The 15875-nt window shown below is 69.3% G+C and carries 16 protein-coding genes; 9 read left to right on the top strand and 7 right to left on the bottom strand.

The window, feature by feature from the left end:
* Positions 1 to 1209: a cytochrome D1 domain-containing protein gene (locus DER72_RS08150; RefSeq protein WP_110069498.1), complete on the top strand. Its 1209-nt coding sequence runs from the start codon at positions 1 to 3 to the stop codon at positions 1207 to 1209.
* 40 nt (positions 1210 to 1249) lie between these two features.
* Here DER72_RS08150 and DER72_RS08145 read toward each other — a convergent pair whose 3' ends face one another.
* Positions 1250 to 1666 carry a MarR family winged helix-turn-helix transcriptional regulator gene (locus DER72_RS08145; protein ID WP_110069497.1) on the bottom strand — a complete coding sequence of 139 codons (417 nt, stop codon included), beginning with the start codon at positions 1664 to 1666 and terminating at the stop codon, positions 1250 to 1252.
* A 163-nt stretch (positions 1667 to 1829) separates the two neighbouring features.
* Between DER72_RS08145 and DER72_RS08140 the strand changes: the two genes are divergently transcribed.
* Both DER72_RS08140 and hmpA read left to right on the top strand, forming a co-directional pair.
* Positions 1830 to 2396 carry a YIP1 family protein gene (locus DER72_RS08140; protein ID WP_110069496.1) on the top strand — a complete coding sequence of 189 codons (567 nt, stop codon included), beginning with the start codon at positions 1830 to 1832 and terminating at the stop codon, positions 2394 to 2396.
* Positions 2397 to 2509: 113 nt separating this feature from the next.
* Positions 2510 to 3679, top strand: a complete 1170-nt coding sequence (gene hmpA / locus DER72_RS08135; protein WP_110069495.1) for an NO-inducible flavohemoprotein — start codon at positions 2510 to 2512, stop codon at positions 3677 to 3679.
* A gap of 86 nt (positions 3680 to 3765) precedes the next feature.
* Here the strand turns inward: hmpA and DER72_RS08130 are convergent, their stop codons facing one another.
* Genes DER72_RS08130 through DER72_RS16390 form a run of 3 tightly spaced genes read right to left on the bottom strand, consistent with a single transcriptional unit; the run spans position 3766 to position 7591 of the window.
* Positions 3766 to 6213: an efflux RND transporter permease subunit gene (locus tag DER72_RS08130; protein WP_110069494.1), complete on the bottom strand. Its 2448-nt coding sequence runs from the start codon at positions 6211 to 6213 to the stop codon at positions 3766 to 3768.
* Positions 6210 to 7118: an efflux RND transporter periplasmic adaptor subunit gene (locus DER72_RS08125; RefSeq protein WP_258306246.1), complete on the bottom strand. Its 909-nt coding sequence runs from the start codon at positions 7116 to 7118 to the stop codon at positions 6210 to 6212. Before DER72_RS08125 ends, DER72_RS08130 begins: the two co-directional genes overlap by 4 nt.
* Entirely contained in the window at positions 7031 to 7591 is a 561-nt protein-coding gene (locus tag DER72_RS16390; protein ID WP_258306247.1) for a hypothetical protein, read from the bottom strand. The genes DER72_RS08125 and DER72_RS16390 overlap by 88 nt, the downstream gene beginning before the upstream one ends.
* A gap of 364 nt (positions 7592 to 7955) precedes the next feature.
* On the opposite strand from DER72_RS16390, the gene ytfE reads away from it, so the two are divergent.
* The 6 genes from ytfE (at position 7956) to DER72_RS08095 (ending at position 12321) form a co-directional block, all read left to right on the top strand.
* Positions 7956 to 8612, top strand: coding sequence for an iron-sulfur cluster repair protein YtfE (ytfE, locus tag DER72_RS08120; protein ID WP_110069493.1), 657 nt, complete (start codon positions 7956 to 7958; stop codon positions 8610 to 8612).
* 196 nt (positions 8613 to 8808) lie between these two features.
* Positions 8809 to 9804, top strand: a complete 996-nt coding sequence (locus DER72_RS08115; RefSeq protein WP_110069492.1) for a peptidase U32 family protein — start codon at positions 8809 to 8811, stop codon at positions 9802 to 9804.
* A gap of 11 nt (positions 9805 to 9815) precedes the next feature.
* Positions 9816 to 10736, top strand: a complete 921-nt coding sequence (locus DER72_RS08110; RefSeq protein WP_110069491.1) for a U32 family peptidase — start codon at positions 9816 to 9818, stop codon at positions 10734 to 10736.
* Positions 10737 to 10743: 7 nt separating this feature from the next.
* Positions 10744 to 11481, top strand: coding sequence for an anaerobic ribonucleoside-triphosphate reductase activating protein (locus DER72_RS08105; RefSeq protein WP_110069490.1), 738 nt, complete (start codon positions 10744 to 10746; stop codon positions 11479 to 11481).
* 52 nt (positions 11482 to 11533) lie between these two features.
* Positions 11534 to 11839: a nucleotidyltransferase domain-containing protein gene (locus tag DER72_RS08100; RefSeq protein WP_110069489.1), complete on the top strand. Its 306-nt coding sequence runs from the start codon at positions 11534 to 11536 to the stop codon at positions 11837 to 11839.
* Positions 11836 to 12321, top strand: coding sequence for a hypothetical protein (locus tag DER72_RS08095; RefSeq protein ID WP_219983238.1), 486 nt, complete (start codon positions 11836 to 11838; stop codon positions 12319 to 12321). The genes DER72_RS08100 and DER72_RS08095 overlap by 4 nt, the downstream gene beginning before the upstream one ends.
* A gap of 87 nt (positions 12322 to 12408) precedes the next feature.
* Here DER72_RS08095 and DER72_RS08090 read toward each other — a convergent pair whose 3' ends face one another.
* Genes DER72_RS08090 through DER72_RS08080 form a run of 3 tightly spaced genes read right to left on the bottom strand, consistent with a single transcriptional unit; the run spans position 12409 to position 15860 of the window.
* Positions 12409 to 13161 carry a ribonucleoside-diphosphate reductase gene (locus tag DER72_RS08090; protein WP_110069488.1) on the bottom strand — a complete coding sequence of 251 codons (753 nt, stop codon included), beginning with the start codon at positions 13159 to 13161 and terminating at the stop codon, positions 12409 to 12411.
* A gap of 54 nt (positions 13162 to 13215) precedes the next feature.
* Positions 13216 to 15327 carry an adenosylcobalamin-dependent ribonucleoside-diphosphate reductase gene (locus tag DER72_RS08085; protein ID WP_110069487.1) on the bottom strand — a complete coding sequence of 704 codons (2112 nt, stop codon included), beginning with the start codon at positions 15325 to 15327 and terminating at the stop codon, positions 13216 to 13218.
* Positions 15328 to 15365: 38 nt separating this feature from the next.
* Positions 15366 to 15860 carry an SCP2 domain-containing protein gene (locus DER72_RS08080; RefSeq protein ID WP_110069486.1) on the bottom strand — a complete coding sequence of 165 codons (495 nt, stop codon included), beginning with the start codon at positions 15858 to 15860 and terminating at the stop codon, positions 15366 to 15368.
* Positions 15861 to 15875 lie beyond the last annotated feature (15 nt).

Raw genomic sequence — 15875 nt, 5'->3', positions numbered from 1 at the left:
ATGCCGTTGAACCGCCCCATCAAGACCCTGCTCGCCGCCGGCGCCCTCTCGCTGCTGGCGGCCGGCCCCGCCCTGGCCGAGCCCGCCGTGGAGATTCGCGGCACCGGCGACCTGGGCGTGGTGATCGAGCGCGCCACCGGCAGCGTGGCGCTGGTCGACACCACCCACAAGCGGGTACTCAGGCACATCGAGGGCTTCGGCGACCTCTCCCACGCCTCGGTGAAGTTCACCCGCGATGCCCGCCACGCCTTCGTCTTCGGCCGCGACGGCGGCCTGACCCGGCTCGACCTGCTCACCGGCGAGATCGACGGGCGCATCATCCAGGGCGGCAACAGCATCGGCGGCGCCATCTCCCAGGACGGCCGCTATGTGGCGGTGGGCAACTACGAGCCGGGCGGCGTGAAGGTGTTCGACGTCGAGACCATGGAGCTGGTCGTCGACGTGCCGGCCACCTACGAGAAAGCCGACGGCACCACCGACCAGGCCAAGGTGGTGGGCGTGGTGGACGTGCCGGGCAACATGTTCGTGTTCAGCCTGTTCGAGGCCGGCGAGATCTGGACCCTGGACATGTCCACGCCGGAGCCCGAGGTGACCCGCTATCGCGACGTGGGCAGCATGCCCTACGACGCCCTGATCACCGCCAACGGGCGCTACTACATCGCCGGGCTGTTCGGCGAGGATGGCATGGCGCTGCTCGACCTGTGGCACCCGGAGAAGGGCGTGCAGCGCATCCTGCCCGACTACGGCCGCGGCGAGGAGCGCCTGCCGGTCTACAAGATGCCCCACCTGGAGGGCTGGGCCATGGCCGGCGACCAGGCCTTCTTCCCCGCCGTAGGCCGCAACGAGGTGCTGGTGGCCGACACCCGCGACTGGTCGCTGACCGATCGCATCGAGGTGCACGGCCAGCCGATCTTCGTGATGAGCCGCCCCGACGAGCAGCAGGTGTGGGTCACCTTCGCCCACCCCGACAACGACCGGGTCCAGGTGATCGACACCCGCACCCGGGAGGTGATCGAGACGCTCTCCCCCGGCGAGTCGATCCTGCACAAGGAGTTCACCCCCCGCGGCGAGCACATCTGGATCTCCGCCCGGGACAGCGGCCACGTGGTGGTCTACGACACCCGCACCTTCGAGGAGCTGGCCCGCCTGCCGGCGGAGTCGCCCAGCGGCATCTTCTTCACCCACCGGGCCCACCGCATCGGCCTGTAGCGGCAGCCACCCCGGGGGCGAGCGCCCCCGGTCCAGACGGTCAGGGCAGCCGGGGCCACCCCGGCAGCTGAAACTCCTCCTGAAGATGACGAAGCTCCGGCTGGTGCCTCTCGGCGATCCGTTCGGCCAGCTCGGCGCCTTTCCCCAGCAGGTGGACCTCGATGCGACGCCGGTCGTCGCGTCCCGGGCGCCTCACCACCAGGCCGGACTCCTCGCAGCGGTCGACCAGCGCCACCGTGCCGTGATGCTTGGCCTGGAGCCGCTCCGCCAGTTCGCCCACAGTCGCCCACTGTCGCTGCTCGAAGCCCTTGAGGTGCAGCAGCAGCTGATACTGCAGCGGCGTTACGCCGTGCTCACGGCAGATGTCATCGCTCTGACGCAGGAAGCAGCGCAGTTGATAGCGAAAATGTGATAGCCGCTGGAAATCCTGCTTGGTCAACCGCTCACCCTCGGTCATGAAAGCCCCTTCTCCTGCTTCACGCGCCTTGACAGGTCCCGCGTCGAGCACTAACTGTTAAAGCATAAATATCACAATGTGATATTAAATGCCCCGATGCGGCCCCGCAATCTTCGGCTCGCCACACCGGGGGACCGGCCCGAACCAACAGGGGGAAAGCGCCATGAACCTGATCACCGTCGTCCGCCTGCCCTTCACCCGCAGCGTCGGCTGGAAGGAGCTGCAGCAGCGCCGCCCCTCCATTCCGCTGCTGGCCTGGGCCATCGTCTTCCCGATGTCGCTGCTGCCCCCGCTGATGCTCTACTACGCCGGTACCCACTACGGGGACGCCTTCGTCGCCGGCTTCGCCGACCGGGAGTGGCGCTTCATCACCACCATCCTGTTCCTGGCGGAGCTGCTGACCTTCTTCGTGATGGGCTGGCTGATCCACGCCGTGGTCAATGGCACCCGCGAGCTCTCGATCGACTACCACGACGCCTACCTGCTGGCCGCCCTGGCCCCGCTGCCGCTGTGGTCCTCAGCGATCGTGCTGCTGATCCCCAGCCTGCTGCTCAACGCCCTGGCGGTGCTGGTGGCACTGGGCATCTCCTGCAGCCTGATCTATCACGGCCTTCAGGCCCTCTGCCGCCGAACGGACGAGGACATCGTGGCCATGTCGGCGACCTACACCATCATGGCCGCCGGGGTGCTGGCCTGGGGCCTCTTGATGGCCATCGTCTGGGCCTACTGACCCGGTGCGACATCCTGTACCAGGGCAGGGGGGTAGCGATCGCCACTTTTAAGATGTATTTTATATGCATCTTAAAAAACACACCCCCCGACGAACCCGAAGAGGAGCCAGCCATGCTGACCCCTGCCCAGGAAGCCCTGATCGCAGCCACCGCCCCCACCGTCGCCGAGCATCTCGACGCCATCACCCAACGCTTCTATCCGCTGATGTTCGACCGCTACCCCGAAGTGAAGCCGCTATTCAACGAGGCCCACCAGGCCGACGGCGGGCAGCCGAGGGCCCTGGCCGGTGCCGTGCTGGCCTATGTGCAGCTACGCCATGATCGCGAGAAGGTGCGCGAGACCCTGGCCACGGTGGTCAGCAAGCACGTCTCCCTGGACATCCGCCCCGAGCACTACCCCATCGTCGGCGAGTGCCTGATGACCGCCATCGGCGAGGTGCTCGGTGACGCCGTGACACCGGAGATCGCCGCCGCCTGGAGCGGTGTCTACGAGGAGCTGGCCGGCCTGCTGATCGAGCTGGAGGCCCACCGTTATCGGACGTTCGAGCAGCGACCCGGCGGCTGGCGCGGTACCCGCACCTTCCGCATCGCCGAGACCCGCCAGGAGAGCGCGGTGATCCGCTCCTTCGTGCTGGCGCCCGTGGACGGCGACCCGGTGGCCGAGCATGCCCCGGGCCAGTACATCGGGGTCAGGCTGACCCTCGACGGCGAGCCGCTCTATCGCCACTACAGCCTCTCGGCGCTGCCCAACGGCCGCACCTACCGGATCTCCGTCAAGCGCGAGCCGGAAGGGCGCGCCAGCCGCCACCTGCATGACGCCATGGCGGTGGACGATACCCTGGAGCTGCTGCCACCGGCCGGCGACCTGACCCTGGCCGAGGGTAGCGAGCCGCTGCTGCTGGCCTCCGGCGGGGTCGGCCAGACGCCGATGCTGCCTCTGGCCCGCCAGGCGCTGGCACAGGGCCGCCGCGTGGTCTACCTGCACGCCGCCCTGGATGCCGACCATCACGCCTTCCGCGACGAGGTCGCGGCCCTGGCCGAGGCGCACCCGGAACAGCTGCACACGGTGACCGTCCACGAGCGCGGCGAGGCGGCCGACCATACCGGCCGCATCGACCGCGCACTGCTGGCGCGGCTGCTGCCGAAGGACGCACGCTGCTACACCGTGGGCCCCCAAGGCTTCATGAGCGCCGTCGATCGGGCCCTGGCCGAGCTGGGAGTGCCGGCCGAGCGCCGCCACCACGAGCACTTCGGCCCGTCGCGTCCCCTCGACGCCGCCTGAGGCGGCTCGGCTCCACCACCGACACGAAGCGCCCCGGCACATGCCGGGGCGCTGTCGTACGAGAAGGGTGGATGGGCTATCGGGCGTCAGGAAGCCGTGGCCGGCCTCTCTCCCGCAACGACCCACCCCCAGTCGTCCAGCAGCACATAGAGCGCCGGGATCACCAGCAGCACCAGCACGGTGGCGCTGAGCAGGCCGAAGACCACCGAGATCACCAGCGGCTTGATGGCCGCCGCCTGGGTGCTGGTCTCGGCCAGCAGCGGCAGCAGCCCGGCGATGGTGGTGATGGACGAGATCAGGATGGCGCGCAGCCGGTCGCGGCTGGCCTGGCCGGCGGCCGTCACCGCATCCAGGCCCCGCTCGCGGTGCGTCTTGATGAAATGGATCAGCAGGATGGCGTTGTTGACCACGATGCCGGCCAGGGAGGCCGCGCCGATCAGCGAGGGCATAGAGAGGTAGTAGCCCATCAGCACATGCCCCCAGATGGCGCCGATGAAGGCCAGCGGGATGGAGAGCATGACGATCAGCGGCTCCACGTAGCTGCGGAACTGGAAGGAGAGGATCACGAAGATGCCCACCAGGCCGATCAGCAGGCCGCGGCCGATGGAGCCCCCGGTCTCGGCGGAGCTGGCCACCTGGCCCTCGAAGGAGACCGCCACCTCGGGGTGGCGGGCACCGAAATCCTCCAGCCAGCCGCTGCCGACGAGGTCATCGACGATGGCCTGGCCGCTGGCCCGGCGCGCATCCACGTTGGCCTCCACGGTGACGGTGCGTCGGCCGTCGATGCGGGTGATGCGCGCCCATTCGCGCCGCTCCTCGGCATTGGCCACCACCTCAAGCGGCACCCGGCGCCGCTCGGCGGTGAGCAGGTCGACGATGACGGTAGCCACATGGGGGCCGGCCTCCCGGGCGCTGAGGTTGTGGTTGAAGCGCACCTGGATCGCCTCGACCAGGGCGGCGCCTCCCGGCTGCTGCGGCGAGAGGCGGGCATCGAGCTCGCGCATCGCCGTCTCGATGCGCTCGGCCACCGCCTCGGTGCGCTCGAGCGGTGTACCCTGGGGCATCAGGATGCGTGCCTCCAGCACGTCGCCCTCGATATCCGGCATCGCCTCGCTGCCCAGGTGCCCCCCGGCCATGAAACCGGCCGACCCCAGGATGATGGCGAGCACGAGCCCCAGCACCGCCCCCAGCTCACCGGCCAGGAAGGAGAGCGGCGCAAACACCGCCACCGTGGTCAGGAAGGACGAGAGCACCCCGGGCAGCACCTGGCGGGTGCCCGAGACCACCGCCTCCAGGGGCGTGGCCTCCTCGCCGGCGTGGGCGGCGATGTTGTCGGTGATCACGATGGCATCGTCCATGACGATGCCAATGGCCATCAGCAGCGCCACCAGGGTGATCATGTTCAGCGACAGCCCGGTCAGGGCCATGACGATGAAGGCCCCCATGAAGGCCGCCGGCAGGCCCAGCACCGCCCACAGGGCCAGCCGCGGGCGGAAGAAGAGGCTCATCACCAGCACCACCAGCACCAGGCCCATCAGGCCGTTGCCCACCAGCATCTGCAGGCGGTCGCGGACGATGCTGGTGGCATCCTGGGTCAGCGTCAGCGAGACGCCGCCGTCGAAGCGACGACGCTCGGCCTCGAGCAGCGACTCGAGCCGCTCCTTGACGGTCAGCGCATCGTCCCGCAGCGCCTTGCTCACCTCCAGCACCAGCGCCGGCTCGCCGTTGAAGCGGACCTGCTCCTCGGCACGCTCACCGGCCTCGGTGATGGTGGCCAGCTCGCCCAGGGTCAGCTCACCGCCGCCGGCGTCGGAGACCACCACCAGCTCGGCCAGCTCGGCGGGCGAGCGGCGCTGGTCGGTGAAGCGCAGCAGGAGGTCGCGGTCGGCGGTCTCCAGCGTGCCCAGCGGCAGGTCGAGGCTCTGGCCGGCCACCCGCCGCGCCAGCTCCCAGGCCGAGAGGCCGTGCTGCCCCAGCACCTCGCGGGGTACCTCCACCTGCCACTGGCGCCGGGACATGCCGTGGATCGCCACCCGAGCGACGCCGGGCAGGGTCATGATGCGTTCCTCCAGGCGCAGGGCGTAGTCTTCCAGCTGGCGCCTCGGCATCTCGCCGGACACCGCCACCGCCGCCACCAGGTCGCTGCGGTGTAACTCGCGCACCACCGGGGGGTCGGCGCGGGCCGGCAGCTCGGTGATGGCGCTCACCTCGGTGTCGATCTCGCTGAGGAAGCGGATGGCGTCGCCCCCGGCGGCCATGGTCGCCGTGGCGCTGGCCAGGTTGTCCTGGGCCACGCAGCCGAACTCGTCGAGAAATTCCACGCCCTTGACGGCATCGAACAGGCGTCGGCAGATCGCATCCTCGACGTCGGCGGCGCTGGCCCCGCGGTAGACCACCTCCACGGACACCTCCACCGGACGATAGTCGGGGAAGGTCTCACGCTTGAGGTGGGGGGCGGCGAAGAGTCCGGCGGCCAGCAGCAGGATCAGCAGCAGGTTGGCGGCGGTGGGGTGGGCGGCAAACCAGCGGATCATGGCCGCTCTCCCGTCGACGCTTCGCCCCGGGCCCGGGCGGCCAGGCGCGCCTCGGCGGCCTCGTCCCGACGCACGGCGAGCGCCATGCCCTCGATGGCCGGCTGCAGGTCGTCGAGCACCACGCGCTCCCCCGGGGCCAGGCCCGCCTCGATCACCGCCAGCTCCCCCTGCGCGAAGGCCACGGAGACCGGGCGTCGCACCAGGCGATCCTCCCCATCGGCCAGATAGAGCTCGCCCTGATGGAGCGCCGACGCCGGCACCACCATCCAGGTCTCGGGGCCGGGCGCCGAGAGCCGCACCCGGGTATACATGTCGCGCTGCAGCGGCGGATGATCGGGAGGGCGCGCATCGCGCCAGGGATGGTCGACCCGCACCACCACCCGCACGGCGCGGGTGGCCGGGTCGAGGCCGCTGGCAACCCTGACGACCCTGCCCTCCCAGCCCACGCCGGGCGCCCCGACCAGCGCCAGCTCGGCCTCGATGGCGCCGAGGTCGAGGCGCTCGCCGAGATCCAGGGCGCCGGGTGGCAGCTCGGCCGGCGCCACGCTGCCCAGCAGGCAGCGCATCGCCGTGAACGGGATATGCGCCTCCACCTCGGCGGCGGCCAGGCTGTCCGCCTCGAACAGCCGCTGCCCAGCGCTCACGAACTGGTGGAGTTCCACCGCCACCTCGTCCAGGCGCAGGTCGTAGGGCGCCGTGATGCGCGTATCCGCCAGGTCCCGGCGGGCCTGGGCCAGGCGCACCGCGGCACGTTCGCGCTGGGCCTCGAGCACCTGGCGCCGCGCCGGCAGCAGCGCCAGGTTGTTCTCCAGCGACGTCAGCGCCTGGCGCTGCCCCAGGGTGCTGCGCCGCTGGGCATCGCGCTGGGAGGTCGACACCGAGCCGCTGGCCGCCAGGCGCTCGATGCGCGACAGCTCCTGCTCGGCGAGGGCCAGGGCCTGGCGCTCCAGTGCCAGCAGGCGGCCGGTGTTCTCCTCCTCGGCGGCAAGCTGAGCCAGCTCGCCGGCCAGGCTGGCCAGCTCCGCCTCGGCCTCGGCGATGGCCAGCTCATAGCGGTCGGGTCCAGCGCCAGCAGCAGGGTGCCCTCGCGCAGCAGGGAGCCGCTCTCCAGCCCCGGATGGCGCTCCACCACCCGGCCCGAGACATTGGCCACGGCCTGCCAGGTCTCGGCGGGGCGCGCCACGCCGTGGCCGCGGGCCTCCAGGCGAACCGCCAGGGGACGGGCCTCGATCACCCTCACCGCGACCGGGGTCGGCGGCGTGTCGCTGCGCTCCGGGACCTGGCGATTGACCACGAAGAGCACCAGCAGCGCCACGCCCACCGCCACCCCAGCCAGCACCATGAGCCCCCGGCCCAGCCGATTGATCACAGGCCTCATATGTCACCTCCCTCCGCCGCGCGGTTGACCTGTCAGCAGAGCGTTGGGCCGGGTGTCGCACCGGGTTCGAAGAGCGCCCTGGTACTGAAGCGTTGTCCTTCCACCATGCTTGAGTCTCGCAGGTATCATCGTTCCATCTTGTGTGGGCGCGAAGCCGGCCGCCAGGCGACCTCATGCGACGCTGACCTCGGTCAAGTTAATGGCACCGAATACCGCCCGGCAGCGGCCCCTGGGCCTTGGGCGATGAGGGGCAAGCCCGGGAGCGACAATTCGCCTCATGTTGGCCCCGCCTAAAAGATGTATTAAATATACATCTTAAGGCGCCACCTGCCTGAGCAGCCCATCACCCCAAGAGGACGTCACCATGAGCCTGATCGAACAGACCGTCGGCCGTACCGCCCTGACCCTGCCCGGCGCCACCCGGGTATTCCGCGACCACAACATCGACTTCTGCTGCGGCGGACGCATCAGCCTGCGCGAGGCCGCCGAGCGCATCGGCCTCGCGCCCGAGGCTCTGGTCGCCGAGCTCGAGGCACTGCCCGCCGGCGCGAGCGACGAGCGCGACTGGCAGTCGGCCAGCAACGACGAGCTGATCGACCATATCCTGACCCGCTACCACGACGTCCACCGCCAGCAGCTTCCGGAGCTTGTGCGCATGGCGCGGCGCGTCGAGCAGGTCCACGGCGAGCGCGACACCTGCCCCAACGGCCTGGCCGACCTGCTCACCACCATCCATCAGGAGATGGAGAGCCATATGCAGAAGGAGGAGCAGATCCTCTTCCCGATGCTGCGCCAGGGCATGGGCGCCCAGGCCCAGGGGCCCATCGCGGTGATGCGCCACGAGCATGACGACCACGGCGAGAACCTCGAGCAGGTGCTGGCGCTGACCGACAACATCACCCCGCCCAAGGGCGCCTGCACCACCTGGCGCGCCCTCTACACCGGGCTGCGCGAGTTCCGCGACGACCTGATGCAGCACATCCACCTGGAGAACAACCTGCTCTTCGAACGCGCCGGCTGAACGATGCCACGCTGGCCCGCCCGCCACGGCCCCCGATACCGGGGGCCGTTTGCGTTCAGGAGCGCCTGGTTTCAGGAAAAAGTGCCGACGCCTGGCGCGCCCGCACCCCCAACCCGGGGTCGCCATGACCCGCGTCAAAAGACCACCGGGGATAGTCGACTAGCATGGTCGGGATTCCCACCACAGGAGGCTCACCATGGAGCTCGTCTGCCCCGCCGGCAACCTGCCTGCCTTGAAGCGCGCCGTGGATGAAGGGGCCGATGCCGTCTATTTCGGCTTCCAGAACACCACCAACGCCCGCCAGTTCGCCGGGCTCAACTTCACCGACAAGCGCGCCAGGGAAGGGATCGACTACGCCCACGCCCGCGGCAAGAAGGTGTTCTGCGCCATCAACACCTACCCGCAGCCCGACGGCTGGGCGCTGTGGACCCGCGCCGTGGACCAGGCCGCGGAGCTTGGCGTCGATGCCCTGATCATGGCCGACATGGGGCTGCTCGACTACGCCGCCCGCCGCCACCCCGACCTCGCCCGCCATCTCTCGGTACAGGGCTCGGCCACCAGCCACGAGGCGCTGCGCTTCTATCACGACCAGTTCGGCATCAAGCGCGCCGTGCTGCCCCGGGTGCTCTCCATCACCCAGGTGCGCGACCTGGCCAAGCAGAGCCCCGTGGAGCTGGAGGTATTCGCCTTCGGCAGCCTCTGCATCATGGCCGAGGGGCGCTGCTACCTGTCGTCGTATCTCACCGGTGAATCGCCCAACACCCGCGGCGTCTGCTCGCCGGCGGCCCATGTGCGCTGGGAGGAGACCCCGGAGGGCCTGGAGTCACGCTTGAACGGTGTGCTAATCGACCGCTACGGCGAGGGCGAGAACGCCGGCTACCCCACCCTTTGCAAGGGGCGCTTCGAGGTGGGCGGCGAGACCTACCACGCCATCGAGGAGCCCACCAGCCTCAACACCCTGGAGCTGCTGCCGGAGCTCAAGGAACTGGGCATCGCGGCCGTCAAGATCGAGGGTCGCCAGCGCAGCCCGGCCTATGTATCAAAGGTCGCCGGCATCTGGCGCCAGGCCCTGGATCGCCTCGCGCGGGCCCCCGGCCGCTTCCATGCCGAGCCCGCCTGGATGAGCGGCCTCGGCGAGGTCTCTGAAGGCAGCACCACCACCCTGGGCGCCTACGAGCGCCGCTGGAAATAGGAGAGAGCCCCATGTCCGAGACCCCCACGCTCCAACTGTCGCTGGGCCCGGTGCTCTTCTACTGGACCCGCGAGCGCTACACCGACTTCTACCGCGAGGCCGCCGACTGGCCGGTCGAGATCGTCCACCTGGGCGAGTCGGTCTGCTCGCGACGCCGGGACATGAAGCTCGACGACTGGCTGGGGCTTGGCCGCGAGCTTGCCCAGAGCGGCAAGCAGGTGGTGCTCGCAAGCCAGACGCTGATCGAGTCCGAGGCCGACCTGCGCGACCTGCGCAAGCTGTGCGACAACGGCGAATTCCTGGTGGAAGCCAACGACCAGAGCGCCCTGCAGCGCCTCTCCTCGGCCGGCCTGCCCTTCGTCGCCGGTGCCGCCCTGAACCTCTACAACCCGGCCACGCTTTCCGTGCTGGCCCGGGCCGGCATGCGGCGCTGGCAGGCCCCGGTGGAGATGTCGAGGGACGACCTGACCCGGCTGCTCGCCGACTGTCGCGACGAGGGCCTCGAGGCCCCCTGCGAGGTGTTCGCCTATGGCCACCTGCCGCTCGCCTGGTCATCGCGCTGCTTCACCGCTCGCCGCTACCAGAAGCCCAAGGATCGCTGCCAGTTCGTCTGCCAGAAGCACCCGGAGGGCCTGGCCCTGCGCACCCAGGAGGCCGCCCAGGTCTTCACCCTGAACGGCATCCAGACCCTCTCGGGGGCCTGCCAGGACCTGCGCCAGGAGGTACCCGCCATGGCCGAGATGGGCGTCGGCATCGCCCGCCTCAGCCCGCGCCCCGAGGGCATGGCCGAGGTAGTCGCCGCCTTCGACGCCGCCCGCCGCGGCGAGCTGGCCGCGCCGGACCCGCTCAGCCTGGTGGATGCCGAGATCTGCGACGGCTACTGGCACGGTCGACCCGGCATGGACCACAGCCGGGCTGCCGCCCTCGGGTAAGCGACCCATGATCCCGCTACAGGACGCGCTCGCCGGCGAGATCCGCCTGCCCATCGCCGGCTTCGACGCCCGCCATGACCAGGCCCTGCCAGGCCATCGCGCGGCGGTTGTCTATCTGCAGGGCTGCCCGCTGGCGTGCGGCTACTGCGAGACGGCGGGCAGCATGGGGCCAGCCCGCCGGGCGGCCCCGGGCGAATGGCAGGCCATCGAGACGCTGCTGGCCACTTGGCTGGGCGAGATCGATGCCGTGGTCTTCAGCGGCGGCGAGCCTACCCTGCACCCCGACCTGCCGGCCGCCGCTGACGCCTGCCGGGCCCTGGGCCTGGCGGTGGGGCTGCATACTGCCGGCCCCTACCCGGAGCGGCTCGAGGCGCTGCTGCCGCGGCTCGACTGGGTCGCCCTGGATACCAAGGGGCGCGGCGCCGACTTCGACCGCATCAGCGGCCGACCCGGCATCTGGCGGCGCCACGCGCGCAGCCTCTCGCTGCTGCTGGAGAGCGACACCCCCTTCGAGTGCCGCACCACGGTGCACTGGCGCGACTTCACCCTGGAGGCGCTCGAGCGGCTGGCCATGACCCTGGCCGACTGCGGCGTGCGCCGCTATGCCATCCAGCTGGCGCGGCGGGAGCGCTGCCTCGACCCCGGCTACTGCGAGCCCCTGGCCGAGGCCCCGCCAAGGGAGGCCCTGGAGACCCTGGTGCGTCGTCTCAGGCGCCACTTCGCGTCCGTAGATCTGCGCGGCTGAAGGCCGCGACTGTGCTAAGCTGCTGTAATCAAACAGCGATCAGGAGAGCACGATGCGTCTGTCACCGCATCAGCGGAACGTCATTCGCCGGCTCGCTCGGGAGTGCTTCGGCCCCGCCACGCGCGTGACCCTGTTCGGCTCCCGCGCCGACGACGAGGCACGGGGAGGCGATATCGATCTGCTGATCGAGACCCAAATCTGCGATGTCGAGGAGATCGTTCGGGCCGAGATCGACTTCCAGCTGAGGGTCCAGCAGGCTATCGGTGAGCAGAAGATCGATCTGCTGATCGACTACCCGGGCCGTGGAGAACACCCGCCGATCTTCGAGATCGCCGAGCGCACCGGGGTCAGGTTATGAGCGATGTCACCCAGCATCAGCTGTCCGATGCCTGGCGACAGTGCCAGCGCCACTTTCACCACCTGCAGCATGCGCTGGATTCCATAGCGGACCAGCTGCCCCTGACTGGCCGGCGGCTTGCCTCTCTCGACGACGACGCCATCCAGGCACTCGACCAGTTCGTATTGCGCTTCGGGCGACTACAGGATGCCATGGGGGCTCGACTGCTGCCGGCGACCCTCGCCGTCCTCCAGGAGCCCTACGAGGACAGGCCGATGATCGACAAGCTGAACCGCCTGGAGAAACTGGGGTTCCTCGAGAGCAGCGATCAGTGGCAACAGCTGAGAATCATCCGAAACCGCTTCTCGCATGACTATCCCGATGATCCCGAGAAGAATGCCGCCCTGCTCAACCTGGCCATTCAATCGGTGGACGACGTCGTTGTCATTCTGAAACGCATCGAGGAAAAGCTCTCCCTCCCGTCGCTCCTGCAGAGGCAGTAGCCCCAAACGCCACCGCCCCGGGCCACTCTCGTGACTCGGGGCGGTGGCGTTCGTCGGCTTCTGATCAGCCTGTCAGCCGCACTGCTGTTAACCGCACTTGGACCAGCCGCAGCCGGAGTAGCAGGTGGGGCAGCCGTCCATCATGATCAGCTCGCCGTTGCACTCGGGACAGTGGCCCACCACGGTGGGGCCGTCGGCCTTGGCGTGGGCGGCCTCCTCGGCTTTGCGTTCGGCCTGCTCGATCTCCTCCGGGGTCGGCGGCTGCCACAGGTGGCCGCTGGCCTGGCGCTGGGCGTAGCGGGCCACCAGCTCCTCCACCGGCACCTGGTTGCCGTCCTGGTCGAGGAAGCCGCGGCGGAAGAGGATCTGCTGGATCGACCAGGCGATGGCCGCCACCTCGGAGTCGTGGAACATCGGCTTGCCCCAGCGGTTCATGCCGCAGCGCACCAGGCCCTTGTCCCAGGCCACCTTGCGCAGGTCCGCCACCGCCTGGGTGACGTAGCCGCCGCGGGCGGCCAGCGACAGGCTGCGCATGGTGGCGGTGATCCACTGGTGCTCGCTGGAGAGCTGGCCGGAGGGGAAGAAGAACTCCACCGGGCGCTCGATCACCACCCGCTTGCCGCCCAGCACGCCCTCCACGGGCATGAAGGAGACCAGCAGGTAGACCTTCTTGCGCCCCTCGGCGCCGACGTAGGAGATCTTCTCCGACACGGCCTCCAGGGTACCTTCCGGGCGCGAGGGAATGCGCACCGTGAGCGGGTTCTCCTCGGGCAGCGGCGGTTCTTCCACCGCCTTCTTGACGCTGTAGGAAACGATCTTGGACGTGATCTCGACGGCCATCAGGAGGCTCCTCCGGTAATTGGTTGATTGACGCTCGGCATCAGGCGGTGCGCTTTACCATTTGCCATAGGTGCCTTCCTTCAGCGCATCATAGAGGTTGGCCGCGTTGTGCTCCTCGCCGTCGTAGATGATCTTCTCGTCCCCGGCAAGCTCGATGGTCTCGCCGTTCTCCAGCTCGAACACGTAGGTGGTGTTCTTGAGATCGTCCTCGCGCACCAGCACGCCCTGGAAGGCCTCCGGGTTGAAGCGGAAGGTGGTGCAGCCCTTGAGCTTGCTGGCGTAGGCGTCCAGGTAGAGGTCCTTGAACTCCTCGAAGGGGAACTCGGTGGGCACGTTCACCGTCTTGGAGATCGCCGAGTCGACCCAGGCCTGGGCGGCGGCCTGCACCGCCACGTGCTGCTTGGGGCTCACCGCGTCGGCGGTGATGAAGTAGTCCGGCAGGTCGCTCTCCACGGCATCGGCGGCGATGAAGTGGCGATAGGCCGCCAACTCGAAGGAGACCACCTCCACCTGCTCCTTGGTCTTCTTGCCCGACTGGATCACGTTGCGGAAGTAGCGGTGCGAGAACGACGGCTCGATGCCGTTGGAGGCGTTGTTGCCCAGCGACAGCGAGATGGTGCCGGTCGGGGCGATGGAGCTGTGGTGGGTGAAGCGCGCGCCGTGCTCGGCGAGCTGGGCGACCAGCTCCGGCTCCACCTCGGCGACCTTCTGCATGTAGCGGCTGTAGCGCGCATGCAGGATGCGGCCCGGCACCTTGTCGCCGATCTCGTAGCCGTCCTTCTTGAGCTCCGGGCGCTCGCGCAGCATCTTCGGGGTGATCTCGTAGTCCTCGGCCAGCGCCGGGGCCATGCCCTTCTCCCGGGAGAGCTCCAGCGCCTGCTTCCAGCCCTCGATGGCCAGGTTGCGGCTGACCTCCTCGGTGAAGGCCAGCGACTCGGGCGAGCCGTAGGGGATCTTGAGCATGGTCAGGGTGGAGCCCAGGCCCAAGAAGCCCATGCCGTGGCGGCGCTTGGCCTCGATCTCGCGACGCTGGCCCTCCAGGGGCAGGCCGCTGATCTCCACCACGTTGTCGAGCATGCGGGTGAAGATCGCCACCACCTGGCGGTAGCGCTCCCAGTCGAAGCGCGGCTTCTTGCCGAAGGGGTCGATGACGAAGCGGGTCAGGTTCACCGAGCCCAACAGGCAGGCGCCCTCGGGGGGCAGCGGCTGCTCACCGCAGGGGTTGGTAGCGCGGATCTCCTCGCAGAACCAGTTGTTGTTCATCCGGTTGACCTGGTCGATCAGGATGAAGCCCGGCTCGGCGTAGTCGTAGGTGGAGCGCATGATGGTGTCCCACAGCTCGCGGGCCTTGATCACCTCGACGATGCGGCAGGCCACGCGGCCCTCGGCATCGACGGTGTAGCCCTCCTCGATCACCGGCCAGTCGCGGTAGAGCAGCTCGCTCTCGTCGACGTCGTCCTTCTCGCCGGGGTGCAGCGGGAAGGCCAGCGGCCAGTCGGTGTCGTTCTTGACCGCCTCCATGAACTCGTCGGTGATCAGCAGGCTGAGGTTGAACTGGCGCAGGCGGCCCGCCTCGCGCTTGGCCTCGATGAACTGGCGCACGTCGGGGTGGCCGACGTCGAAGGTGCCCATCTGGGCGCCGCGGCGGCCGCCGGCGGAGGCCACCGTGAAGCACATCTTGTCGTAGATATCCATGAACGCCAGGGGGCCGTTGGTGCCGGCCCCGGCGCCGAACACGAAGGCGCCCTTGTGGCGCAGGGTGGAGAAGTCGTAGCCGATGCCGCAGCCCGCCTTGAGGGTCATGCCGGCATCCACCACGGAGTCGAGAATGTCGTGCATGGAGTCGCGGATGGTGCGCGACACCGTGCAGTTGATCAGGCTCACCGCCGGCTTGTAGGCCTCGGCGCCGGCGTTGGACATGATCCGCCCGGCGGGGATGGCACCGTTCTCCAGCGCCCAGCGGAACTTCGGCAGCCACTCGTCGGCACGCTCACCCTCCACCGCGGCCAGGGCCCGGGCCACCCGCTCCCAGGTGGCGGCCACGTCCTTGTCCACGGGCTTACCGTGGCGATCCTTGAGGCGGTACTTGGAGTCCCAGATGTCGCGGGACGGCCCCTGCAGGGGGACCTCGCTGGATGACTTCACGGCCTTGGTGGAAGTGCTCATGCGGATGGCTCCGGAAGAAGTGCGTTAATCGAAAAAAGTCAGCTCGTACGTCTCGCCAGCCGCTCCAGGCGGACCAGCAGTTCACCGAAGGGCCCCTGGGCCAGCCCCTCCTCGCGACCGTCGAGGAGGTTCTTGACCATCAGGCCGAGCTCGGTGTCGCCCTCGATCAGCAGCCGGCGCTGGAAGAACAGGGCGTCGGGGTCCTCGCGGCGGGTGGCCAGGCAGAGGAACTCGCGCCAGCCGCCGCGGATAGAGGCCTCGCCGGGCTCGGTACAGACCCTGAGGCGCTCGTTCTCGAGGGTCAGGGTCAACGCCACGCCGAGATCCTCGATGGCCAGGGTGATGCGGCGCCCCTCGAGGGCGTCGAACTCCCCCTCGGCCAGGGGCTCGGCGAAGGTGCGGTTGAGCAGCGGTTCCACCAGGCGGCGCTTGACGCCGACCGGCACGCGCGGATCGACGGCGCGAATCAGGCGGGCGGGTGCGGGAAGGCGCGGCAGGGCCTGTAACGGTAAGGGCAACAACGGCAGGGACATGACAGCTCTCCTGAG

Origin of the sequence: Halomonas sp. A11-A (assembly GCF_003182195.1) — a bacterium.
GTDB lineage: Bacteria > Pseudomonadota > Gammaproteobacteria > Pseudomonadales > Halomonadaceae > Halomonas > Halomonas alkalicola.
Note: the sequence above shows the minus strand (reverse complement) of the source record. Positions and strands in the feature narration are given on the sequence as shown.